Consider the following 24,823-nt stretch of genomic DNA (forward strand, 5'->3'; position numbering starts at 1 on the left):
AACGAATAGAACTATCTTAAAACTCTAGTTCAACATCTTCAATTCCATAGTTCTGCGGTTGATACTCTCCATAATAAGCGGCCAACGGAGACTTGTTTAAATAATTATTCAATGTACTGCCAACAATGATCTCCAGCTCAATCGTTTCAGCACGTGATTGCTTATCCAAAGGGTATTCTCCTGTGAGAGGATTTCCTAATATTTCATGACCATTGATCTTCACCGTTAAGCTGCCTTCCGCATTTTTAATACAAACTTTTTTAGGTGTTTTATCCTCTAATCTAAAATCAGTACGATAAATCCCCACTCCTGAGAGAGGCTCAAAATCTGAAAGCTCATTCCAATAGCTTAATTCGAGTAATTGTCTTTGCTTAGTATTCTTTTTAATTGCTAGTGAATCAATCGAATCCATTTCCCAACTTTCTACAGTCAGTGCCCAAAGCTGGTTCTTAAGTGATAACCTTTGATTTGCATTTTCCTCCAACCCTTCCGTCGTTCCCTTTTCCAGAAGCTCAAACACCCGACATTCTTTCGCCAGCAGTCGGTCATTTCTTACAGCACCTAGTTCACCCGTCCATAAAAACCATTCACGAAGTCGATAGGTTTTAAAAAGCTGTGAAAGTGAGAGACTTTCCTCGCCTTGATTGTAGCAAACCACTAATTTATGCTCTTCACCTGATCGTTGATACGTCAATAAATTACCTGATTCATTCGAGCACTCAGATATCCCAAGAACATCCACTAGCTCTTTTAAATCTTTTGAATCTTGATAAATAACTGCAAGTCCGCGATTTTGCCAATCGGCGATTGCTTCTTTTACTTCTTTTGTTAAATTCTCTCCCTTGGGAATAAGCAAGCTACGATATTCGGCCCCTTTTGTGAACAGCTGATTATTCTCAATTGTTACGGATTCTGAGAACAAGCCCTCAGTCATCACTTGGTACCGGTAGCCTAATCGCGTTAATTGTTTTCCAACCTTGACTTGCTTGTTTTCACTGGCGTTATGTCCTGACTGATAGACTAAAACATCCAAGCAATTTTTTCCGTACCGCAAGAGTTCGTGCAAGCGACCTAAATACGTTGTATAAGAGTATAGCTGATTCCAAACAGGCTGACGTGGCCCCCATGGTTCAGCGAATCCTCGTCCGCCAAGCATCGGATTGAAGGCAGAAAACCCTGGCCACCGCGCTCCTGGTGCGTACTTGAAGGGAAAACCATGCCAATAGGTTTGATTGACTCCAGCCATGTAATTTTTATGAAGCGTTTCAAATAACTGTGATAAGGTCGTTGCATAGCCTTGAAAAAGATAAGCTCCCGCTTCATCGGATAGAATACTGTTACCGCCAAAATCGCGTCCGGCAGCTAATAGTCGAAAAGCATCATTGCCATCCTCACCAAAGCCCAACGATTCTCCCTCTACGATATCTAATTTTGCAGCGGCAGCGGCAGAATCGATCGCCCAGCCATAAGGCTGCGCGCGATAGTTCAAGCCTAATGAATTTGCCCACTCCTTCAATGGAGCTAAATGATACTCCTGATAAAGCTGATTCAGCACGTTAAAATAGTCATGTCGGAGTTCTCGAACCTTCTCTTCCTTTTCCTGTTCCACCTGAAAACTAGAGCTTTCAACCCCTAACCCTTTATCCTGATTGATTCCTAAAACAAAGGACAGGAATGGACGAATATCATACCCAACTCGTTTTTTAAATTCCTGCAAAAGATTCGTAGTCCAATGCCCTACTGATTGCAACTCCAATGAATCTTCAAAAAAGCAATCACCAACATCTTTCAATAGTGCCAAAAACTCCGAATCAAAAAAGAAATTTTTCTCCCAGAGTGATTGGATCAATGCCGCCCCCTTTGGAGAAAAGTGATCCACTACGTATGCATATGGGTCCATTACATCTGGTCGATTGGCACTTCCCATCGAAAACATATTAACTCGTTGACCAGTTCCTCTTTCATAAATCGCAATAATCAGACTCTCTGGATGCAGCGAAGTGACTGCTTCTGTTAGTTTCCCATCTTTTACCTTTGAGGTGATTTCCACTAACGAATCAAATTGAATTTCATCACTGATTACCGTATAGGCTTTCTCCCACGGCACAGCTGGCGGCATCTCTACCTCCTTATGTGCGACATGGGCAGCAAGATAAACAGCAATTAAATTATTCTTTATCTCATCACCGTTGATTTTCTTAGACGTTGTCAGATAGTGAGGAGGACATAGCTCCTCGATCATCGCTCCTTCAGCGATACTATCTGAAAAAGAACACGTCCCATATACTAACTCCTTGGCCGTGCCAAAATCATTTGGATCAGCTTCGTTTGTTGATGCAGGCCAGTGGGGACCGACTGTCAAATCAACCGATAAACCATATTTTTTTGCAGATTTCATTGCCTGCTTCACAGAAATACGCCAATTTTCACTCGTAAAGCCATACTTCTCAGGCGTTAAAACTTGTGCATCCTCTTCGGAGATCGCGTCATAGACATCAGAAATTTCAACTCCGCCAAAACCTGCTTCAGCAATCTCCTTCAGCTCTTGATCTAATTCCTCTAGATGATGCGCCACGTACCCGCCTGGCCACCAGTATCTTAATCTTGGTCGACTTTCCTTTGCCGGCTGCTTAAATTTTTCTCTCATTGACTTCATTCCTTCACACCTTCTTTTCCTCTAAAAAACGCATACTTTTCTTTTGAAAATTCGAGACAATCGCTCCAACTGCTACTATTAAAGAAATGACACAACCAATCAGCATCGCTCCAGAGGCAGTTGAACCAATCAACATTTGATTTAAGAAGTTGATGATGGCTGGGCTTAAAAAACCTCCGATAGAATTTGCGGTAGACAAGACCGCCATTCCCATTGGTATCAATATCGGATGAACTAAGATAGTTATTAAAAAAGGTGCCTGTGAGAAAAACAATGCCTGACCAGCACCTGACAGAAAACTACCAATGATTGCCAATGGTAAATTTCCCGCAAATGCTAAAATAAGTAACGAGACACCTTCAATTACAAAGGCAAACGCGATCATATGTGACTTCACTAGTTTAGAAATCTTGCCGACACAAAGCCCGGTAACTAATCCGCCTAACTGCGCCAACATCGTCACCATTCCTGAAATATCACTTCCACCTAAATTATTCTCACTAATCAAAAGAGAAATATTGTTATTAAAGGCATTATTGACTACCATGAAGCAAAAACCCATCAACGCCACAATCAGAACTCGTTTATTCACACTTTCTCTCAGCGAATGCTTTTCATGTTGTTCTTGCTTTTCTTCATTGCTGGTTTTTGGCAGACAAACCCAGGCAATAACAAAAACCAGTGCTGCAAAAACGTAAGTTAAATACGACTGGTACCAAACTCTAGCTCCTAAATTCCCGGATACGAACATCAAGAACATCGTTCCTATACTGACAAAGGAAACCTGTTTCCCCATTGCTCCTTGACGCTCCTCCACGGGGAAATAATCAGCGATCAATCCCGGAATTACATTCGTGATAAATCCGACGCTTACCCCAATTAATCCTGAGCAAATAATTAGAGTAATCAGTTGATGATGAAAAAAATACGGAATTAGTCCAAAAATACAGGTAGCGGCCGCACCGATTAAAGCAATCGTGCGTTTAGAAATCGAAAGAGCAATCCTCCCTACCGCAAATGCCGCCACGATTCCTGTTAAATTGGCGACAGATAAGATCATTTGAATTTGACTGATTCCGTTATTTGGGAACGCTCCAACAATTGCACCTAAAACTGGGGACATCAGCAAAGTAGCCATTGAAAGCATACTTAAAGAAAAAATCCCTACTTTAATTCTTAAACTCGTTTGCATTTTAAACTCTCCTTTATGTGGTATTTGAACTTGTAAGGTAATCTTAAATGCTAAAGAAAACGGATACAATGCGTGAAACGAGCTATTAACTGTGATAATATGACCTAAAGGAGCGATCTATATGAAAAACGAGCCGTATTTTCGTCACGTCGAACACATTCCGAGAATTGATCAAACGAAGAATTCCTTAAGTCCCTATGTTATTGTTGACCCAGCATTTGATCCCTATCGTGAACTTCATGACAAAAAAGAAATAAGCCTACCGCTAAAAAATATTCTTTCAAACCTTGACCTAGATGACCAATTACACTTTGCCATTGTCTCCCATTACTTGGATCTTCCGTCCAATTTGCATTATCACGATTATATTGAGATTGTCTATTTACCTGAGGGCAAACTACTGAATGTAGTTAATCACACCCCATTCATTATGGAATCCGGTAGTCTTTTTTTGATCAATCAAGAAATCCCTCATCTAGTTGCTTGTTTACCTAATGAAAAGTTGAAGCCGATGGTGGTAAATCTGTTGATTCATCCCCAAATTTTTGATGCCTTCCAAGAGACAACGCGGCAGCCAGCTACGTTGACTAGTCAGCTGTTCAACTTTGGTGATTACCTTATTTATCATCGCTCGGATTTAGAGAATGTTCATTACTATTTACAACGGTTGATCACCGAATATTATCAAGCGAACTATACTTTTTCTTATACTGTGTTAGGGTATCTGATGATTTTTTTAGAAGAACTAGTTAAATTACAGCATCCGTTGAATAAAACGACAGATAGACTTACTCAAGACGTTCTTGACAGAATTAAAAAGGACCCCGCAACTGTTTCGCTAGAACTTTTAACAAAAGAACTTTCTTATAGTAAAGGGTATCTTTCACGACACATAAAAAAACAAACGGGCAAAACTATTTCGCAGCTTATTACCGATGAAAAATTAATACTTGCGGAAAAATATCTCTCAGAAACCTCAAAAACCATCTCTGAGATTTCAGAGATGGTGAATTATCAAAGTGAAAGCCATTTTTACCGCCTGTTTAAAAAAAGATTCCAGCTGACACCTAAACAATATCGGCTTTTGATAAAACAACTTTTCACAATTTTTATTTAAGAAGGGGCTAGAGCTGTTTAATTGAGCTTAAACCCTTTAAATCGATTTTACTTGCGATACCCAGTGCTCCATCGTCTTTCTGTTAGAGCTTGTTAATTCTCTTCCTTGAACCCATTTTGCCTGTTCATTGGTAGCTTCTTTCAGGGCTTGATCACTAGATCCAAATCCACTGCCGCCTGACGTGCAGAAGGGAATGATTGTTTTCCCCTTCCAATCATACTGCCGGAAAAAAGCTTCTACGATTTTAGGCGCCTTGCCCCACCAGATGGGATAACCAACAAAGATTACTTCATAATTGGCTAGATCGAGTGAATTTTCAACAAGTTCTAGCTTATTCGTAGAGCCAGTCATCTCCAGGCTGCTGCGACTATTGGGATTATTCCAATCTAAATCAGCGCTAGTATACGGTTGCTTCGGTTCAATCTCAAGGATATCCGCACCAAGAATTCCAGCCAGCTGAGTGGCTGTCCGTCGCGTTTTTCCACTTGCTGAAAAGAAGGTAACTAACTGTTTTTGTGTCATTTCTCGTTCGCTCCTTTGGTTTAGACTTTATTCGAATTACAATTTTCCGCCAAATACTGGGAAGAAGCCGTGTTCTCCGTAATCATCGATTTTTTCAATGGTCTTCAGCATTTCCATATCTGCATCGCTGATTTCAAAGTTCAACTCTGCATTGTTTTTCATATGATCCGGATTGCTTGTTTTCGGGATCACGACAATTCCTAATTGCAAATCGTATTTCAGGCTAAGCTGTGCCACGCTGACATCGTACTTCGCGGCGATAGCTTTTACGTCTTCGCGATTTAAAACTGCTCCGTGACCAATAGGCGAATAGGCCTCAACTTGGATGCCATTTGTCTGACAAAACTCGATTAGTTCTAGCGGTGTATTTCCAATATGACACAACACTTGATTCACCATTGGCTTGATCTCCGTATTTTCCAACAGATTTTCTAAATCCTCTTGTAAAAAATTAGAAACACCAATGGCTTTTACCTTGCCAGCTTTGTAGGCAGCTTCTAACGCTTTCCATGCTTGAATATTTCCTTCAAAGTAGCGATCCTCTGACTGATTCACTTCCTTCCATGGTTGCGGGCTGTGAATAATCATTAGATCGAAATAATCTAAGCCGGCTTTACGAAGAGAGTCATCAATAGAGGCAGCCGCACCTTCGTAAGTCTTTTCCTCAGCCGCAACCTTGGTTGTGATAAAAAGCTCCTGACGGTCGACTCCACTTTTTCTAACTCCTTCACCAACACCCTTTTCATTCCCATAAGCTTGCGCAGTATCAATATGACGATAGCCTAAAGCAATCGCATCAATCACCGCTTGTTCTGTCTGCTCATCATTCAGTAACCAAGTTCCTAAACCTAAAGCTGGGATTTTTACCCCGTTGTTTAATTCAAACTCATTCGTGTAAGTCATCTAAAAACCTCCAAAATATAGTATCATTTTCATTGCTTACTCTTATCATAACCCTAAAGTCAGCTTTAGGTTCAAGCCCTTATATAAAAAAATTTCAAAACAAAAAAGCTATAGGATAAAGCTCCGGAATCCTTTAACAGCTTGAATAAGCGCGCCAGAATCTTTTAAAAGTTTTTATTGATATCTTTAAAGAGAGTATTTTGTTGCCTTCGGATCAGACTTTTAAAAAACTATACAACGAAGGGAGCTCTCAATTAAGACAGCTCCCTTTGATTTCTTCTATCTATTAAACAACTTTATTGAACGCCTCCACTAAGAAGACTCTTCAGAAATAGTTTCTTGTCTTTTTCGTTCCGCAATTTTTTTCTGCAGCTCTATATCATAATTCCGTGCCTGAGGAATTAAAACATTTACCACGCCGCAAACCAAGGTGCCGATGCCTGCAATCATAAACATTTTTTCAACTCCGATATTATCCGCGATCGGTCCAGCAAAAATCAAGCCCACAGGACCTGTGATACTCATCAATGAATTAATGACACCTAAGACTCGGCCTAAATATTTAGGTTCGTAGCTTTGCTGAATCATGGCCATTAATAAGGTATTGAAATAGGGTGTCGCGAAGCCTGCAATGGCATTTAAAGCTACGAACACCATAAAGCCTTTTTGTGTTCCTGGCAATAATCCACTTAATCCGATGGTTACCCCAATAACCAAATAAGAAAAAAGAATCGGCAGCATGCGATTTTTCCATTTACCAAACAGGCCAATCACTGCGCCGCCAGCCAACATCCCAGTCGCCTAAATCACTTCGATCAAACCTGCTTGCCCCACCGTCCCCTTAAAATAGTCCATCGTCATTAAAGGATATAGACTAGCTGCTGGCATAAAGATCAGCATGAACACCGAGCCAATAAGCGTAATATACCAAAGACCTTTATTTTCAATCAGCCTCTGCAGGCCAAACTTTGAATCCGCTAAAATATGAATCCTTTCCCCTTCGGAAACAACATGAGGAATCGTTACAAAAAGCAGCAGCCCAACACCAAGAATAGCACCAAGTACGTCAAACAGAATCAGCCAATTCATCGGAATAATCGAGAAAAGAAAAGCGCCCATTGCTGGGGCAATAATATAGTTGGCCGATTGAACCATTCCAAGCTGGCCATTCACTTTAGTCAGTTCCTCTTCCGGCACCATCGTCGGCAGAATTGACTGAATGATCGGCATTTGGAACGTTTGAGCGACCGCCCGAACAAACAGCGATACAAAGACAAGCCATAATGGAAATTCAGGGGAAATCGTCCCCGTAATCGAAAGGATCAGCGCAAAGAGCGCGACAACAATATCAGTAATAATTAACAGAAATTTTTTATTGCGTCGGTCCACAACTGGTCCAACAAACGGACTCAGCACGACCATCGGTATCATCCCTAACAATGTAGCAAAGCTTAAAACCGTTGCGGAACCAGTTATCTTGGTCAAATACCAAATGATAGAATACTGAACGATCATACTGGTTATTCCAGATAAAAACTGTCCAGCAAGAAAAAAATACAAGTTTCTCCGCCATTTAGTCGGCAACGATGAATCTATTTTATTATTCATCTATCAAACACTCCTATTAGATAAAAGCAAGGAAACAATCAACAAAAACAAAACGATTGAATGGAAAGCTGCTGTTCTATTGGATAATGCCCAAACAGCTCCAACTTAAAGATTATCTTTGATGATAGCCTAATATAGTAGGTGACACAAGTTGCAAGGCTGACCAAAATGGCACCACGGGAATGGTTGAAGAAAAGTCGGTTTCTAAGCGTAAACAAAACAATCGCTAAACATGCGGTGTTCAGCGATTGTTATCTTAGTAAATTTTTATCCAATGAATGATTGATGTCTTTGAATCTCTGCTTTGCGTCTAGTTTGAAACCATCACAAACATTTAAAGTAAACCTCATATATCCATCTATTTGAAGTTAACCTTTAAATAGTTTGATCACTTTTCTTTGCTGATTCTCTATGTCTTGACTGTGCTCCTCTATCTGCCACTCCTCTTCCATAAGTACCAGTTCGTAGGGAACATTTTTAGGAAGGATTATTTCCCCTAGGACTTCTGAGCCGCGCTGAGTCCATTGGAGCTGGATCATGCCAGTTTACTTCTGAAAAACTCGGATCTTCCAATAGAGCAAATTATTCAACAAGTCGGCTACAAGAATATGAGCTTCTTCTACAAAATGTTTCATGATCGATACCATGTCTCTCCAAATAGCTACCGCCATTCTAATAGTTGAATTTCTTATCCACTATCGATTCTGTAAAAACAATAGCACCTAGTCTGTCATTAAAGACAAACCAAGTGCTATTTTGTTCTTTTATAAGTGAGTAGTTATTGGCGATTAACCACACTTTCAACTTTTCCGCAAAAATTGTACCCCACTTAAACCCATCAAAAGCACACCACAAATAATAACCAACCACTGAATTCTCACCGCATCCGCCAGCGGTCCAAAAATAGCTGTCCCTAACGGCATAAAGCCGCTGTAAATCGTTCCTAAAAGTCCGAAGATCCGTCCCTGTTTTTCAGCAGGCACGTGCTCTTGCAGAATCGTGGTGGTTGAAGATTGCACGACTGGAATAAAAAAGCTCATGAAGAACATACAAAGTGCGAACAGCCAAAAATTATACATAAAACCAAGTGCTAGTGAAATCACTCCGAAGCCCAGCAAGCCGAAAATGAGAGTCATCATTCGATCCTTAAATCCTCCCCAAATACCTAATAAGATACCGCCTAACACCATCCCTGCAAAACCTGTCATTTCATTAACAGTTAGATACATATAGCTGTCTCCGAAAGTTCGCTCAATCAACAGTACCGTTAAAAAACTGGACGGTACACTCAAAAAGATAAACGAACCATAAGTTAAAAGTAGACGCTTCACCTTCTGATCTTTCACGGCGTAGGAAATGCCTGCCTTCATATCTGTAAAAAATGAAGTGGATTGCTTCTGCTGCGCACCTTTCTGTTTGGTGATGGTTATAAAGCAAAGGATGATATTACCGATAATTGCCGTTCCTACATCTAATAACAGAATCCAATAAAACGAACCCACCGCTAAAATGGCGCCCGCCACTGCTGGTGAAGCGAACTGTACGATAGACATCATACTGCCATTGATTCCGTTGTAACGGATCAGCTGGTCTTCCAGAACGATTTGTGGAATAACCGCACTCACGGCTGGCGTCTGAATCCCTGATCCGAATGACCGCAGTGCAGACACCACTAGAAGCAACGGCAGGATACTCGCTGTTTCTCTAAAAAATACCACAATCGCTAAAAGTAATGTCACGGCAGCAATGCTCAAGTCTGCAAATATAATCAGCCGTTTTCTCGGATAGCGATCCGCCCATACTCCGCCAAAAAGGGAAATAACTGTCTGCGGAACCGTCGAACTCAACGTCAGCAGCGTCAGCCATAAGCCAGAGGATGTCTCTAATGCGACTTGCCAAATGATGGCCATTTGAACAATCGATGACCCGAACAAGGTGATGGCTTGGCTAGTGATAAACAGGATCGTTTTTCGACGCCATACCTGCTCTTTTTGTATTTCATTTGTTTCCATACTATCCCCCACTTTCTTGTCACCAGAGTAGTCTACTAGGAAAAAAGCAGGTGGTGGTATGGTGGAGGGTTAATTTTCGCTCAAAGCCTAAAAAAGCTCAATCCTGATTAAAAGGATCGAGCTACAAAAGAGCTATTTAAAAATCTGCACAAAAGCCACATTAGCATTTCTTTTTCTCGCCACATGCTCTTGAGGATGTTATTCACGTTCATTAATTTTTTATTGCTCTTCAATCGGTTGATATGAAGCATCAAGTATGCTACCTCTTCATTTAAAATACATCTAAACTATCCTGCGTTCAGTTAAAATCTGTTATTTAAATGATTTATCAGAATGCTTAATCGGGTTACGTATTTCAGTGCATTAACCTTCTCACTTTGCCTTTTTATTACGGCGCCTGTTCCGAATCATTCACTATCTTTAAATTTCAACCTTCTCTATTGTTTGAGGTTCATTTCGGTAACGATACCTGATATGTCGATTTCATAAATCGCCCTTCTCATACAGATTACCATGATTTCATTACGCTTCTTTTCAAGATAATCTATATTTATTTTTGATGTGAAACCCCTCTCAAAAAGTACGATTACCGATAACTATGAATCAAATCTTATTATTACACGTTTTGACACACGAGAATCGCATGATTACTGACACCTGTACAAGAACGGCTCTTAAACATGAAATCCATCAGCTCTACCCATGCAGCATATTTTTCATCATTCATGTGATTGATATCCGTTGGGTTCAGTGTAAAATCAACGCCAACATTATCAAGCACCTGTAATCCGCAATCAGAAGCTTCTTGTTCTAATTCCTCTGGTGATGTATAAAAAAAGACCTCAGAAAATAAATCATCTCTGCCTTGTCTTAACACCAAATCCCCCGTTTGCTTATTGGGATATTGTTCTTTCAACTGATCATCCAGACAAGCTCGTAAATACGCTCCTGCCTTATTAATATAGGCAAAAAGAAGGATTCCTTTCCTTTTACAGATTCGTTTGGTTTCAAGCAATACTTTTCTCCGTTCTTCAACCGGCAGATGGTATAGCGGCCCAAAAACTAGTACCAAATCATAGGAGTGGGCGTCGATCTTTGTTAGATTGGTCGCATCTCCAACTTCGGCACTTAAATTAGAAAGCGCCTGTTCCTTTATTTTTGTTTCAAAGCATTGGATATGTTTAGGGACTAGATCGATACCATGATACGTCTTACATTTATTTGATAGATAACTACCGTAATAGCCGGTCCCACAGCCAAGCTCGATGACTTTCTGCTCTAAATCCGTATACTTGTCCAACACTTTTTTAGTATATGCAAATTCAATCCGTTCCGACCGAGATCCATATGCTCGTTGATCTTCATCAAAATATTGATAATTTTCCAAAATCGATTCTTTTGACATGAAATATCCCTCCTATCACATTTCTTTTGTACAATTATTTCTTATTACTATTCACGACGATGGACACCAGATTTAGGTAGACGTAAAAAGCAATCATATATTTTTTTAAAATAGCATGCTCGATTAAGAAAAACAACTCACAAAGAATACTTTTGTCATTTAGCGAAGCAGAACTTTCGAGCTTAATAAAAAACTCAGCCATTCTTTTTCAATGACTGAGTTCAACCGTTTTAATGATCGGAATAGTTCGTCTTTATCTCTATCGCCCCTATTTTCTGGCGCCGCAACCCCTTCACTTTCTGTTCTTTTTTCCAGTAGCGAAGCAGATAAATCGCCAATAAGATAATCCAAGAAAATCCTTCCGAGAGCGCGATGATCTTGGTTGCGAATACGTGAACGAATAGATAGGAAGCCGCGATTCTGACAATTAAGGAAGTTATTCCTGCTACACTTGAAAAGACCATATCTCCGCAGCCCTCCACGTAGCCTCGAATCACCATGGAAAAGCCATAAATGAGGTAAAAAGGCGCTAACGTTCGGAAAAAGGTTTTTCCAATCGCCACAGATTCAGCTGAAAGCCCGAATAATGCTAATAGATTCTCACCAAGAAAAAAGATAAAAATCGAGATACAAAGCGAGATCACAGCAATCATTACAAGACCAATTTTCAAGGTCTTTTTGGCTCTTTCTTCATTTTCAGCTCCGATATTTTGAGCCACTACAGTAGCGACACCAGAACCAAAATTTACGATTGGTAAAAAAATAACGGAATCGACCCGATACGCCGTCGTAATTGCCGCAATCGTCTGTTCACCAAAACCGTTCATAAATTTTTGAAGGATGATGTTCCCGATTGAACTGATACTGGCCTGAATCGTTGGCGGCACACCAAATCGTGCTCCTGTTTGCATGTTTAATTTCTCAAATATTTTTTTATCTATTCTGTATTTCAAATAGGGATAGGTCCTCTCAGTATAACCGATGATATAAAGCGTCATCGCGATTTGCGAAATAACCGTAGCGACAGCCGCACCCGCAGCGCCTTGACGAAGCACTGCAACGAAGAGAATGTCTAAAATCACATTAGCAATTGAGGAGATGATGATCGAGACAAATGGTGCTTTACTGTCTCCTGCTCCTCTTAACACACCCGTGTACACATTATAGATCGCCAAAAATGGGACACCCATTAACATAATTTTCAGGTATTGACTGGCTATCATCCTTAATCTCTCAGGGGTATCCAAGACTTCAACAATCGGAGTCGTAAAAGCGATCCCTAATAATGAAACAATCAAGAAGAACGCTCCCAAAATGACCATGAATGAAAATAACGTTTCCCGCATTTTCCAAAACTCTCTTTTGCCATGATTTTGAGCAGATAAAACAGAAAGCCCTGACGTAAATCCAATAATCGCGGTAATACACAAATTATAAATCGCCGTCGTAGCCCCGATCGACGCAAGCGGCAGCTCTCCTTCCACATTTCCAACAATAAATGCATCCACCCAATTAAACAGTTGTTGAAACAATCCACTAAGAACCAATGGTATTGTAAATAACAATAGAACCTTTACGATACTTCCCCGCGTCATATCCTTTCCCATACAAAAACCTCCTTTAGAAACAATCAATTATTCTGATTTTAAAAAAAGGCGTCTAGAGTTACGCATATGCAGGAATCTCCTCCGTACATAAGGGGTAACGTCTAAACGCCTTGTTCATTCAACTAATTGATCCAATTAAAAACTATTCTTTTTCACTAAAATATCAGAAGAAAAATGGAAAGTCAATGGGCGAATATCTTTATAAAACTCAAAAATAGCGCCTTTACATCATCTTGTCTTACATTTCCCGTAATCATCTTTTAACTTATTGAAACGCTTATTCAGTTACTCCGATTCTGCCTTCCATTTTTCCAGCGTATCGATGTCTATGCCGCTTATCTCTGAGATTTCTTTCAATGAAAGGGAGGTTTTCATTAAGTTTAGAATCAGCATTCGTTTTTCTTCCCGATTCCTTTTTCGCTCTTCTTGTCTCCCCATTTCCATACCTTTTTTCATACCCTTTTCCATGCCTTCATCCCTAGCATACTCTAATTCGGCTTCTGCTATTGCTCGGGCTTTATCGATTTTCATGATCATTTCCTTTTCCTCCTCTTCCAATGTTAAGAAGTCTGTTTTCTTTTTCGCTTCTTTAATATAGTCAGGGGCGTCAGCCTTCACTTCTCCTGTTTTGAAATAGTAATACCAATGGTAGACAGCGTGTTGGGAATCGATTAGGTCATTCTTCAGACTAAGAAAGCAAAGAACCAACAGCTCTTTTCCCTCTTTATTTAGAAATGGGCGATTGGTCTCGGTATTCATCAAATGGAATAATTGCAGGGCATTCTCTGTGTCATCGAACAAATGAAAATTCACAATATTAATGCCATAAGCTGGGCGCAGACTTGAAAAATTACTTTTCTTCACCTCATTTTTCGCGATATTGCCAAATGGAGAGCGATAAGCTTCCCCGAGATAGAAAAGACTTCTTTCATGGAAATACTTTTGCGACTGAACCTGACATTCGATCGTCGTATAACTTTCATCTTCAGCGACTGCCAGGATGTCAACCTCGGTAAGCTTTACCTCCATCTTTTCCCGTTCCTCATAGGATTTCTTGTAGCTGTCAATGTGATAGGTCTGTTTTGGTATCAGTCTCTCGAATTCTAAGCCTAATAAATCTTTAACAAACGCTTTTAGAATGTGCTGGGAATCCTCAGAAGTTAGCAACTTTTTGAATAATAGATCGTTGGTGGGTAAGTATACTTGCATCTCTTTTCCTGCCTTTCAGACAGCAGGTTTTCTCGCCTACATTATAGCATGGCAAAATAGCTGCTATCAAAACTCTTTATTATAAAATACGCAAAAAAAGAGAAAGCACTCGCTTCGAATCAATGATCTCCTTTTCAGCAAAACTCTTCTTTATAAGCCCAACAGAGAACGATTTCAAATCGCAATTTGACGCTTCTAAATATTTCAAAATGAAAAAAAACACTCCCAAAGATTCGAAAGTGTTTCCGTGGCAAGCTATTAAATACTACTCCGACACAACAACCATCGATTTAATCGTTTTACGCGCCTGCATGTCTTGATAGGCTTGGTTAATATCATCTAGATTATATGTTTCAGTAAAGACCCGTCCCGGATTAATGTCTCCGTCTAGGACTGCCTTCAGAAGGAGTTGTTTGTCATAGGTTGTGACTGAGGCAGAGCCGCCGGCAACAGAAATGTTTTGGGCGAAGGTTGAGCCTAGTGGTCGATTATTGTAATGGGGCACACCGACATAGCCAACGCGACCACCATTATGCAGAACACCTAGGGCTTGTTCAATCGCCGCTTCTGTTCCTACGCACTCAAGCGCAGCATCTGCGCCACCGCCTAGAATCTCGCGAACTTTGGCAATCCCTTCTTCTCCACGCTCTGCTACAACAGCAGTTGCTCCTGACTGAAGTGCCATCTTCTGACGATCTTCGTGTCGGCTCATTAGCACGATTTGAGAAGCCCCGCGCATTTTGGCAGCGATGACTGCACATTGACCAACCGCGCCATCACCGATTACTACCACTTTATCCCCCTTTTCGACATGGGCGCAGCGCGCTGCATGGTAGCCTGTTGGCATCACGTCTGCTAGAGTCAAAAGCGATTTAATCATGCCTTCTGTATAATCTGATGGTTGTCCAGGAATCTTTATCAATGCCCAATTGCCATAATGGAAGCGAATATATTCTGACTGGAAGCCGTTAGACCAATTGGTAGCGCCTTGATGACGATCACAAGTCCCATCAAAGCCCGCGCGACAAGCATCACATTCACCACAGCCATGTGTAAATGGCACGATCACAAAATCCCCCGGCTTAACCGTAGTGATTGCAGAACCGATTTCTTCGACGATCCCTAGAGCTTCGTGCCCATCGTTGACAGAATGAGCTTCTTTATTATCCCCATGAGCGTAAGACCAAAGATCTGAACCACAAACACAGGCTCGAACAACTTTGATGATTACATCGTCATCGGCTTGTAGAGTTGGTTTAGCTACTTCCTCAACAGTTACCAACCCCGCTTTTTCAAAAATTGCAGATTTCATAATTAAATACCAGGAACGACCGAATAATTTTTCGGCGTTCTTTCCTTTCTTAACTTTTTTTATTTATTGACGTTCTATAACAGAACAGACCATAAAACTAAACGTGATAACTCAATAATACTGCGCCACTTTCAAACTGCTCAACGTTTTTGATTGTTAAATCAATCACCTTATGCTCCTTGGGCAAGCCGTCAAAGACCGTTGGAAAGCCGTTTCGACCATCAATTCCAGCGCCGATTAAAAGACTGATTTCGTCCAAAAGTCCCGCTTCTAAAAATGTCGTATTGATTGCAGGTCCTCCGACAACAGCCATCCGCTGTACATAGAATTCCTTTGCGAGTATTTCGGTCGCTCGTTGAAGGTCGATCTCTTCTTTTCCGCAGGCGATCCAAGAAATATTTCTGGCATCAAGATAGGCAAGATATTCGGTAGCGACCTGCTCACTTGTAATGATTAGATACGGCTTCTCCATCTCAGCTGAGTCTGGCCATAAAAGTACGCCATGGGTATCGACGATTATTTCATAGCCTGTGCTGTTGCTCTTTTTAGAAAACTTTTCCATTCCCAGTGCTCTGTATTTCTTTGCTTCAAATTTTCCTGGAAGAGCAATTTCTAGTTCAGCTGTTACTCTGCCGCTCAAAGTTGTAGGTGTTCCTAAAGCCTTCAAAGTAGCTTTGTAATCCTCCACCCCTTTTAATTGTCCAGTCATCTCGCAATCAATTCTTCCGTCAATAGAAGTCATCATGTGACAGACGATAAATGGTTTCTTCATCTGATATCCCCCCTTTTTTGATCTCTTTATTATTCATGTAAACAGTCGTGAGCGTTCCATTACGAAGGCCCTGAAATCATAATAAACCTAAAGTCAACTTTAGGAGCAAGAGATAAAATGAAAAAATTTTTTAAATCCTGCTCAATTGCTACATATGGCAAAATAGAAGAGCTCTCTGAAGAATCATGCCACAAGCTTAAAACAGAGCGTTCATTCACTAAATCTTTTGGTGATAATCTACCTTACAAAAATGTTCGTCTAAGATCAGACCTTAGTCTGGTTATTTAATGTCGTCTTTTTTATATTCTTTTGTAGAAAGGGCTGATTCATTTGAAGCAACTAATTGGTTTTTTATTTACGATTGCTTTGTTGCTTGGTGGCTATTATTTTTGGTATCACCAAAACTATTCAACACAAGAGTATTACACAAGAATTACAACAGGTGGAAAAAGAATCAACGTAGCTATTAAAAGTGGCAAAGAGTCTTATCCCCGTTATCGCTATCATTTAAGTGCTTACAATCAAAAGAACGAAAAGAAGGAAGTCGTTTTTGATTCAGTAGATAGTACTCCATTAAAGAAAAACGCGTACCTTGTTCTTCACGTGAACAAAAAGAAAGGAGTTATCGGATGGGAAGAAGTGAAATCCAGTAAAGTCCCTTCTAACGTTAGAAGCTCCTTAAATCAGGATGCTTTAAAGTAGTTGCGCTCTACTTCTTTCAACTATAGAAAATTGTTTTGTGTAACAAAAAAAAGAACTCAACACTTTGAAATTGTTCAAACAATTTCGAATGTTGAGTTCCTTTTTTAACAATATCTTGAATCTCAGCTTTGTGGCTGAATCTACTTGTTTAGCTAATAAGAAAAATAAAAGATCACTCGAAAATGAGTGATCTAGCCCTTTTTACGATGCACATTTATCCAATACTGCTTCCCCTTCAGCGGATAAGAAGAAAAATCTGAAAGGATTTCTCAAGGTGCCGTTACCTTTAAAAATACTTCCTTGAATAAATCCGCTTTCCTTCAAGCCCTCAATACTCTCTTCAAAATCCGTCTCAGATGCTTCAAAAAATTGATGTGTTAAATTGTTGAAATTCTTTTTAGCAATCTCGTTTAAAATATCATACTCTAGTTCATTCATTTCCATCGTACTCTTCCCCTCTTAAAACCTATATTTATATTAAAACAAATTATTTGAGTGTTTTTTCACAATTGTATTAAATTTAATCATATTCTAATAATACAGTTATTTTAAATAGCCCATTTTCATTAAACATAAATATTAATTTGATAACAAAAGCTATATAAACAGCTTTCATTCGATAAATTTATCAAATTTTCCAATAAATCATTTTTATAACTATCGTTTTTTAAATAACGATCAGAATTATTGTGGATAGAAATATAAAGCCCACCATTCAGTTATATTTAGTTCTATTTATTTTCTATAGAGAAACCCTTTATATAAGTATGGTAGAACTATTTTAAAAACAAATTTTACTAAGAAAATCGGACAATAATATGGTGAGGAATCTCACATAGCAACGGTTGAATACTAAATAAAGTCCGATCATCAACCTGAGATGATCGGACGTCTTTTTATAGCCTATTATTTGTACCTATTGTTTTCTAGCGGAAACAAAACTATTTTACTTCTACTTCAAAATTCAATACCCCACGAGCCAACACATGCCCGAACATATTGAAGCCTAAAAAGGCAGGCGTAGAATCTTCGGGAATAGCCACTTCCTCTATATCTAATGCCCAAACGGTTAAGAAGTAGTGATGGACGCCATGTCCTTTTGGAGGTGCAGCACCGATATATTTTTTAGTACGCGCGTCGTTGGGAAGTTGAATAGCTCCTGATGGCAATTTGGAATTATCTTTGTTTCCAGCGTCCTGAGGCAATTCATTCACTGCTGCAGGAATATTCGCTACTGCCCAGTGCCAAAAGCCAGAACCAGTTGGTGCATCTGGGTCGTACAAAGTAACGACAAAACTCTTTGTTTCACTTGGTGCGCCAGTCCAGCTAACCTCTGGAGAAATATCTTCTCCACCTTCAATGCCAAAATCACCAGACATAAATTTCACATCTGACAGTCTGCCCTCAACAATATCTTTGCTTGTTACGTCAAAAGACGGTACCTCTTGTAAGCCTAAAAATGGGTTGTTCATCGTACATCCTCCTAGTAATTTTTTTTAACGACATCAGACTAAACCCAGACAATTAAAAAGTAAATTAGGGAATTTTTTTATACCATTACTATTTCGCAAAAGATAAGAAAGAAATCTTCCATCTATTTTCTAAAACTATTTGCTTTTTTTGTTACAGCAAATTGGACGTATAAAAAAATTCCCTAATTTACATGTGTTTCTTTTGGGACTATAGTGCACGAGTAAGCTAATTTATTACCTTTACGATTGTCTCAGGTAATCCTAATAAACAACTTGCAAAAAAAATTTAGGAGCGATTTATTATGAATATGAATGGTGCAGATTTAATCGTAGATACACTTATTAAAAATGGTGTGAAATATGTTTTTCAATTACCTGGTGGTAAATTAGGACCTTTATTGATGGCCTTGAAGAAACGCGAAGAGGAAATCGAAGTTGTTACAGTCAGACACGAACAAAATGCTGGTTTTATGGCTCAAGGAATTGGTCGTGTCACAGGCAAACCCGGTGTTGTCATGACCACCTCTGGTCCTGGCGCGTTAAATTTGGTGACTGCACTGGCTACAGCAACCTCAGACGGCGATCCTGTTTTAGCCATTGCTGGTCAAGTCCCACAGGCTAAGCTATTGACGCCCTACCCTCAAAATCCAAATATTTCTGGAGTAATAAATGATGCGACAATCACTAAATATGCCAAAGAAATTGAACATACTGATGCCTTAGCTGATGAAGTAGCCAATGCCTATGTAGCAAGTGTTAATGGAAATCCTGGTGCTGTATTTATGGATATTCCCGGCAACATTTTACTTGCTGAAACTGCTAAAACGGGATTGGAATTTTCATCCTTGGTTGACCAATTAGAGAATACCGTCAGTGATGACGCAACTATAACTGCCGCTGCTGATAAGATCAAAGCAGCGAAACGTCCCGTTATTATCATTGGTGCTCGTGCTGATGACGAGGCTGCCGCAAAAGAAATCCAAGCCTTTATCAAAAAGACCGGAATTCCAGTAGTTGAAACCTTCCAAGCAACAGGCTTGCTAACGCGTGAATTTAAACAGAACTATGTCGGACGGGTTGGTTTATTCAATAATCTTCCTGGTGATGAATTGGTTTATAACAGTGATTTAGTGATTACTTTAGGTTTGAACTTAGTGGAATACTGGGCTTCAGTTTGGAATGCGGATAACAAAACAATTATCGATATTGACACCGTTGTTGACTACTTGGATGAAACCTACATCCCTGATACATTGGTTTTAGGCAACATTGCAAAAAATTTGAAAAATATTACCGCTGCGATGGCTGAGCAGGATATTGCGAACGATTGGAAAGCAGTCATTCGGACCCTTCAGGAAAAATTAATGACCAAAAAACAAGTTCCTGCAGAAACGGCCGTTGATGCGCTACATCCTTTGGAAATTGTTAATTCTTTACAAAAAACAATCGACGCACATCCTGACACCACTGTAGTAATGGATGGCGGCAGTCATGAAGTTTGGATGGGCTCTTACCTTAATGTATATCAACCAAAACATTTCTTAATGTCTGATGGTGAACAAACCTTAGGTGTCGGTCTTCCGTGGGCGATTTCTGCTGCTTTGCTTCGCCCTGACGAAAAGATTTTATCTTCAGGTGGTGACGGCAGCTTCATGTTCTCTTCTCAGGAATTGGCAACAGTTGCCCACTATCATTTGAATATTGTCCAAGTTATCTGGGTAGATAAGGAATACAACATGGTTGAATTTCAACAGGAACTTGATTATGACGGACAAGAAGAAGGCGTCGACATTGACTACATCGGCTATAAAGAAATGGCCGAAAGCTACGGCATCAAAGCGACTCGCGTTCGTTCAAAAGAAGCACTGGATGCAGCCCTGATGGAAGCTTATGCTTCAACGGAACCTATGGTGATTGAAATGATTGAAGATAACCGTGAAAATATCCATTTGCGTGACAAAGCAGAATTAAAAAAGTATTAAAATGAATTGTCCCTTTATCTCATGAGATTTGTAAAGCTGGGGTTTTACTATAAACCACTAAAAAATCCAGTATTTCGTAGCTCCTAAAATCTATGGAGAAAACGAATTACTGGATTTTTTTATCTTTTTTTTAATCCTCTAGAAGATTCGTGAATATAACAAAGAATAATTGTAATCATTTGGTTGGCTTTTTTCTTAATTTTAGATAAAAATCTGGGTATTCTTTTCGGCTCTATGTTATTTCGTGAGAGTGTTTTCTCCCACAGAATCGCATTCCTCCACTAAAGATTTTTATATTTTAGTTGCAATCAAATTTTTGGTGTGTAAATCTCGTGGAAATAGGCGTATGTTGTTGGTGTAGATATCTCAACAAAGAATCATTCTAAATGAAAGGGGGAAACCATTTGCACGAGTATGGCATCACGAATAAAAAACTGTTTACGCTGTCACGGAAAACAGTCGAAAAACGAATTCGTAAGTTTTATCATGAGACAAAAGATGGCACGGCCACCATCGAAATGTTGATTGCATTACAAGTCCGAGCAGAACTCTGCGAATCAGAATTCAAAAGTGTTCTGAGAGGATTAGCGAACTACATTTTCCTAAAAACTCGCTCGACTGCCGCGATGCGTCGCTATTATATTTATTTTACTGATTATTTCGGAAAGAAAGAATGGCAATTATTATCTGCAAAATTATTCCCAGCGCAAACCTTTGGCGCTGAAGAAACTGAGCAATCATCGAATCAAATTACCGAAGAACCGTTAATAGGATTCGCAGAATCATGAAGGTGATTCTCAGTCCAAGTGAAGAAAAAATGAAAAACGAAAGAAAGGAAACCAAAAATGAAAACGATTACTTTAGATGCGGAATTTGCCGACGGCATTGGCAAATCCCATCATTTCAAATTTAAACATTTTGATCCCACCAAAACGGCGGATCAAGTCAAAAAAGCATTAACCAAATTAACCAAGATCGGTCTGTTTGAAAAAGACGGGGTCGCTCTATTCAAAGAAGTCTTGCGGGCAAAAATGATCGTAAAAGAAGTCCGTACGATCTTTGATGATAAAGAAGAAAGCGAAAAACCAGCCAATGATCCAATGAGTGTCATGATGGAGGAAACTAATACTCAGCCAGTAATGACAGCGACTCCTGTGAAAGAGGATCCACAGCCGAGGTCTGTCAAAAATACAGGAGAAATCCGCTTTCCAGAGGATTTCACCATTACCGAAGAGCAGCCAAAACCGGGCTGGTTGATCAAAACAATCCAGCTGCCAGTGGGTGTGAACCCGCAGGATATCAGTGAAAATCAAGCCATGATGATGATCATGTCTTGTCTACCAGCCGGTGTCACCGTGGAGGATCTTGCAGTAGACGAGCAAGCAACGCCAGTGAAGCTGATTATTACGGCGAAATACGAGGAGGAAGCGGAAGAATCAATAGCCTCCGCAAACAAGGAATCTCCGCCGGAAAAACCTAAGAAGAAACGAAAACGACTGCTCAATCGTATGCGCAAACGAGAATAAGCAGCCGAGTTCCACCTCATCAAAAAAATCCAACGTTGGGATGAGACGGAGTAGTTCGTGATTAAAAAATTGAGCCTAAATTTTAAGCCCGCAAAAGCTGCGGGCTATTTGTCCTGTCTAAAGTCAAAGTAATGACGGTAGGTATAATTAGCCTACTCTTTAAAGATTTCAGAGATACTGTCTTTCCAAATGAACGATAACATTTTCTGACGACTAGCTTTTTAAACGCTTAAAGCACTTTTTTGTTTACCTTCCCTGTCTGATCAATTGTATTAATGGATTCAAGAAAGTTAAGGCATAAAACATTGAGAGAAAGATTCCATAAAGAAGTGTAAATAGAAAGCCATCTCGCCGATTTTTACTAATGCTAAAATGATCCACCAGCTTTTTCACAAACGTTCTTGAATGCAGCAAGTCCCATGTATTGAAGCGAATGTAACGCCCTAAATAAATTCCAAAGCTCAATAATAGGAAGATCAGCCACGTTAGTATCCAAAATAATGGCGTGTTAATCTGATTAATATTGGGCGGGTCAATATAGATGATTACTAAGAATTGAAGCAATAGAATATTCAGTGCTGTATTTAGCACGCCCGAGATGGCTAAGCTTAGTACAGAAATAATGTCATACCAAATCGGCACTTCCACTTTGTCCACTTCTCGATGGGTCAAATTCAATTCTGTGATCAAATAGCCAGAATTCGGCAGAAATAAGAACCAGGCGATCAAACCGATAACTAGTACGGCTAAAGAAATACTGGTAACCAGATTACTCTGAAGAACGGCCCCTAGCCAAGAAATAAACAGTTGAATGAGAATCGTACCCACCAAAATGACCACTGGAATAAGCGAAAGCTTGAAATTATGGACCATTGGTTTAAACAGTTTTGTGTGAAACAAGCGTGGGCGAATCACGATCGTCCCAATCGCAAATAAATTGAATAAAATGGTAACTACTAGTATTACGGACAAAATATCACTCCACATTTTTCTTTTTACTTCTGTAATAATCAAGACTAAAATTTTTGAGTAGTAGCTCTAAAATACGTTGGCATTGAAATACAAACAACCTCGTAAATTCAAGTACAAATATCATATCATAGAGTATCGTCATGGTACTAATTTTTCAATTCGTATAGTTGTTCAAAAAAATCTTCTCTTCCCCTGTAAAAATACGTTCATTCAAGTATGTTGATAGTGTAAATCGACTAGGCAAGCTATTGGGAAACGCTTCTTTCCAATAGCTTGCCTAGTCCAAGGGCTTATTTATTATTTCATTTTAACCACAGCGAGTTCGGTCCTTTTTTGATAAGACAGGATATACTAGACTACAAACCGTACGCCGCATCAAACATACCCGTAGTCTCCCCCTTACTTCAACACATCATTCAATGCTTCACTCATCGTTGGATGGGTGTAGATTTGATCTCTCAGCATAGTATAAGGCAAGTTGCCCTTCATCGCCAAAGTGATTAAGTTAATTACCTCATGTGATTCTTCTGCATAAATGGACGCACCAAGGATTCGGTCGGTGTTGGGATCAACCAGCACCTTGAACATTCCTTTTGGATCTTCTAAGACATTGGCCTTTGGAACTGCTGCCGACATGAATTGAAACAGCTTGTATTCGATTCCTTTAGCTTGTGCAGTTTTTTCTGTTAAACCAACATTTGATAACGGCGGAGTAATAAAAACACTGTATGGGACCAATGTTCGATCCTTCAGTGAACGATTCTTGTCACCATCTAATTGATCCAAAATAATTCGGTAATCATCCAATGAAACATAGGTAAACTGAGGGCCGCCTTTCACATCACCAATCGCCCAAACATTTGGAGCGTCTGTGCGTAAATAGTCATCAACGACTACTTCACTGCGATCGGTGACTTTTACATCTGTATTCTCCAAACCTAAACCAGCAATATTCGGTTTACGTCCAGTTGCGGCTAAAATATTCGCAGCTTTAACTGTTTGTACTCTGCCATTTTCAGTGAAGCTTACTTCTGCATAATCCGCCTGATCCTTCACCTCATTGACTGACACACCTAAATGAAAGTCAATTCCTTGTGCAGTCAGGTCGTTAAAGATCAACTCGGAGATATCATCGTCTTCACGAGGCAAGAATTTTTCTTTCGCATCTAATACAATCACTTTTGAGCCATAATTCGCAAACATCGAAGCAAATTCCAATCCGATATAGCCTGCCCCGATGATTACGAGTGTGTCTGGCAATTTTTCCAAATCCATCGCTTGCGTGGAATCAATCATATAGGCGCTGTCAGCAAGCCCCTTAATCGGTAAAATAATCGGCGTAGCCCCCGTATTAATGAAGATTCGTTCCCCTTCAACTTGTTGCGTTTTGCCATCATTTTCCACTTCCAATACATGATTCGATACAAAACGGGCTGTTCCATCCATTACCGTTCCTGTTGGTTCATCCGCGATCATATGATAATTCTTGTTTCTTAATTTTCCGGTTAGCGTCTCCTTGATGGCGACACCTTTGGTAAACGCGGTCCCCTTTTCTCCATTTAGAATCATGGATTTTGATGGAATACAGCCGATATTAATGCAGGTTCCGCCATACATTCGAGTAGATTTTTCGATCACTAAGACGCTCTCGCCTCGACTAGCCAAGGTTTTGGCTAATGTTTTTCCGCCTTTTCCAAAACCGACGATGATATTTTTATATTGTTCCATCTTCATTCCTCCAAAAAACTTCTGCAGTTTACAACTGAAGCATACTACGTAACATTTTTTAAGTGAAATAACTTGCATAACAATACTATCAAATGAATGATCAGTGAGGATTTCAAACGACTGATT

General features: G+C 39.8%; 22 protein-coding genes and 1 pseudogene. 7 read left to right on the top strand and 16 right to left on the bottom strand.

Annotated elements, in window-relative coordinates; genetic code table 11:
- Nucleotides 1–16: 16 nt before the first annotated feature.
- Together KQI58_RS05560 and KQI58_RS05565 are read right to left on the bottom strand one after the other, a co-directional pair.
- Entirely contained in the window at nucleotides 17–2,647 is a 2,631-nt protein-coding gene (locus KQI58_RS05560; RefSeq protein ID WP_216407201.1) for a glycosyl hydrolase, read from the bottom strand.
- 13 nt (nucleotides 2,648–2,660) lie between these two features.
- On the bottom strand, nucleotides 2,661–3,848 hold the full coding sequence (locus KQI58_RS05565) for an MFS transporter (RefSeq protein ID WP_216407203.1): 1,188 nt from the start codon (nucleotides 3,846–3,848) through the stop codon (nucleotides 2,661–2,663).
- Between the two features lie 121 nt (nucleotides 3,849–3,969).
- Here KQI58_RS05565 and KQI58_RS05570 point away from each other — a divergent pair, with 121 nt between their 5' ends.
- Nucleotides 3,970–4,965: a helix-turn-helix transcriptional regulator gene (locus tag KQI58_RS05570; RefSeq protein ID WP_216407205.1), complete on the top strand. Its 996-nt coding sequence runs from the start codon at nucleotides 3,970–3,972 to the stop codon at nucleotides 4,963–4,965.
- A 36-nt stretch (nucleotides 4,966–5,001) separates the two neighbouring features.
- Here the strand turns inward: KQI58_RS05570 and KQI58_RS05575 are convergent, their stop codons facing one another.
- The 4 genes and pseudogenes from KQI58_RS05575 to KQI58_RS05590 form a co-directional block, all read right to left on the bottom strand.
- Nucleotides 5,002–5,487 (bottom strand): flavodoxin, encoded by a 486-nt coding sequence (locus KQI58_RS05575; protein ID WP_216407206.1) that lies wholly within the window; start codon nucleotides 5,485–5,487, stop codon nucleotides 5,002–5,004.
- A 36-nt stretch (nucleotides 5,488–5,523) separates the two neighbouring features.
- Nucleotides 5,524–6,390 carry an aldo/keto reductase gene (locus KQI58_RS05580; RefSeq protein WP_216407208.1) on the bottom strand — a complete coding sequence of 289 codons (867 nt, stop codon included), beginning with the start codon at nucleotides 6,388–6,390 and terminating at the stop codon, nucleotides 5,524–5,526.
- Between the two features lie 312 nt (nucleotides 6,391–6,702).
- Nucleotides 6,703–7,998: pseudogene (locus KQI58_RS05585) on the bottom strand (MFS transporter).
- Between the two features lie 368 nt (nucleotides 7,999–8,366).
- On the bottom strand, nucleotides 8,367–8,537 hold the full coding sequence (locus KQI58_RS05590) for a hypothetical protein (RefSeq protein WP_216407210.1): 171 nt from the start codon (nucleotides 8,535–8,537) through the stop codon (nucleotides 8,367–8,369).
- Here KQI58_RS05590 and KQI58_RS05595 point away from each other — a divergent pair.
- A complete protein-coding gene (locus tag KQI58_RS05595; protein ID WP_253295797.1) occupies nucleotides 8,523–8,681 on the top strand; it encodes a helix-turn-helix domain-containing protein in 159 nt (52 codons plus the stop codon). The two genes, KQI58_RS05590 and KQI58_RS05595, sit on opposite strands and share 15 nt — an antisense overlap.
- A 117-nt stretch (nucleotides 8,682–8,798) precedes the next feature.
- Here KQI58_RS05595 and KQI58_RS05600 read toward each other — a convergent pair whose 3' ends face one another.
- The 6 genes from KQI58_RS05600 to KQI58_RS05625 form a co-directional block, all read right to left on the bottom strand.
- A complete protein-coding gene (locus KQI58_RS05600) occupies nucleotides 8,799–10,010 on the bottom strand; it encodes an MFS transporter (RefSeq protein ID WP_216407212.1) in 1,212 nt (403 codons plus the stop codon).
- A gap of 616 nt (nucleotides 10,011–10,626) precedes the next feature.
- On the bottom strand, nucleotides 10,627–11,415 hold the full coding sequence (locus KQI58_RS05605) for a class I SAM-dependent methyltransferase (protein WP_216407215.1): 789 nt from the start codon (nucleotides 11,413–11,415) through the stop codon (nucleotides 10,627–10,629).
- Between the two features lie 230 nt (nucleotides 11,416–11,645).
- Complete coding sequence (locus KQI58_RS05610) at nucleotides 11,646–13,022, bottom strand: MATE family efflux transporter (protein ID WP_253295798.1); 1,377 nt, start codon at nucleotides 13,020–13,022, stop codon at nucleotides 11,646–11,648.
- Between the two features lie 285 nt (nucleotides 13,023–13,307).
- A complete protein-coding gene (locus tag KQI58_RS05615; RefSeq protein WP_216407217.1) occupies nucleotides 13,308–14,231 on the bottom strand; it encodes an Rpn family recombination-promoting nuclease/putative transposase in 924 nt (307 codons plus the stop codon).
- Nucleotides 14,232–14,496: 265 nt separating this feature from the next.
- A complete protein-coding gene (locus KQI58_RS05620; RefSeq protein ID WP_216407219.1) occupies nucleotides 14,497–15,543 on the bottom strand; it encodes a zinc-binding dehydrogenase in 1,047 nt (348 codons plus the stop codon).
- A gap of 97 nt (nucleotides 15,544–15,640) precedes the next feature.
- Nucleotides 15,641–16,315, bottom strand: a complete 675-nt coding sequence (locus KQI58_RS05625; RefSeq protein WP_216407220.1) for a dihydrofolate reductase family protein — start codon at nucleotides 16,313–16,315, stop codon at nucleotides 15,641–15,643.
- 117 nt (nucleotides 16,316–16,432) lie between these two features.
- Here KQI58_RS05625 and KQI58_RS05630 point away from each other — a divergent pair, with 117 nt between their 5' ends.
- A complete protein-coding gene (locus KQI58_RS05630) occupies nucleotides 16,433–16,603 on the top strand; it encodes a hypothetical protein (protein ID WP_216407222.1) in 171 nt (56 codons plus the stop codon).
- Nucleotides 16,604–16,645: 42 nt separating this feature from the next.
- Nucleotides 16,646–17,017, top strand: a complete 372-nt coding sequence (locus KQI58_RS05635) for a YxeA family protein (RefSeq protein ID WP_216407224.1) — start codon at nucleotides 16,646–16,648, stop codon at nucleotides 17,015–17,017.
- 201 nt (nucleotides 17,018–17,218) lie between these two features.
- Here KQI58_RS05635 and KQI58_RS05640 read toward each other — a convergent pair whose 3' ends face one another.
- Together KQI58_RS05640 and KQI58_RS05645 are read right to left on the bottom strand one after the other, a co-directional pair.
- A complete protein-coding gene (locus KQI58_RS05640; protein ID WP_216407226.1) occupies nucleotides 17,219–17,461 on the bottom strand; it encodes a hypothetical protein in 243 nt (80 codons plus the stop codon).
- 497 nt (nucleotides 17,462–17,958) lie between these two features.
- Nucleotides 17,959–18,489: a YbhB/YbcL family Raf kinase inhibitor-like protein gene (locus KQI58_RS05645; protein ID WP_216407228.1), complete on the bottom strand. Its 531-nt coding sequence runs from the start codon at nucleotides 18,487–18,489 to the stop codon at nucleotides 17,959–17,961.
- A 302-nt stretch (nucleotides 18,490–18,791) separates the two neighbouring features.
- Between KQI58_RS05645 and alsS the strand changes: the two genes are divergently transcribed.
- The 3 genes from alsS to KQI58_RS05660 all read left to right on the top strand — a co-directional run bounded on the left by alsS (nucleotide 18,792) and on the right by KQI58_RS05660 (nucleotide 21,997).
- Entirely contained in the window at nucleotides 18,792–20,471 is a 1,680-nt protein-coding gene (gene alsS, locus KQI58_RS05650) for an acetolactate synthase AlsS (RefSeq protein ID WP_216407230.1), read from the top strand.
- Nucleotides 20,472–20,875: 404 nt separating this feature from the next.
- Nucleotides 20,876–21,259, top strand: coding sequence for a hypothetical protein (locus KQI58_RS05655; RefSeq protein WP_216407232.1), 384 nt, complete (start codon nucleotides 20,876–20,878; stop codon nucleotides 21,257–21,259).
- 57 nt (nucleotides 21,260–21,316) lie between these two features.
- Nucleotides 21,317–21,997: a hypothetical protein gene (locus tag KQI58_RS05660; RefSeq protein ID WP_216407234.1), complete on the top strand. Its 681-nt coding sequence runs from the start codon at nucleotides 21,317–21,319 to the stop codon at nucleotides 21,995–21,997.
- Nucleotides 21,998–22,243: 246 nt separating this feature from the next.
- Here the strand turns inward: KQI58_RS05660 and KQI58_RS05665 are convergent, their stop codons facing one another.
- Together KQI58_RS05665 and KQI58_RS05670 are read right to left on the bottom strand one after the other, a co-directional pair.
- Nucleotides 22,244–22,969, bottom strand: a complete 726-nt coding sequence (locus KQI58_RS05665) for a DUF1361 domain-containing protein (protein ID WP_216407236.1) — start codon at nucleotides 22,967–22,969, stop codon at nucleotides 22,244–22,246.
- Between the two features lie 399 nt (nucleotides 22,970–23,368).
- On the bottom strand, nucleotides 23,369–24,697 hold the full coding sequence (locus KQI58_RS05670) for an FAD-containing oxidoreductase (RefSeq protein WP_216407238.1): 1,329 nt from the start codon (nucleotides 24,695–24,697) through the stop codon (nucleotides 23,369–23,371).
- Nucleotides 24,698–24,823: the final 126 nt, after the last annotated feature.

This window comes from Enterococcus raffinosus, assembly GCF_018917525.1.
GTDB lineage: Bacteria > Bacillota > Bacilli > Lactobacillales > Enterococcaceae > Enterococcus_A > Enterococcus_A raffinosus_A.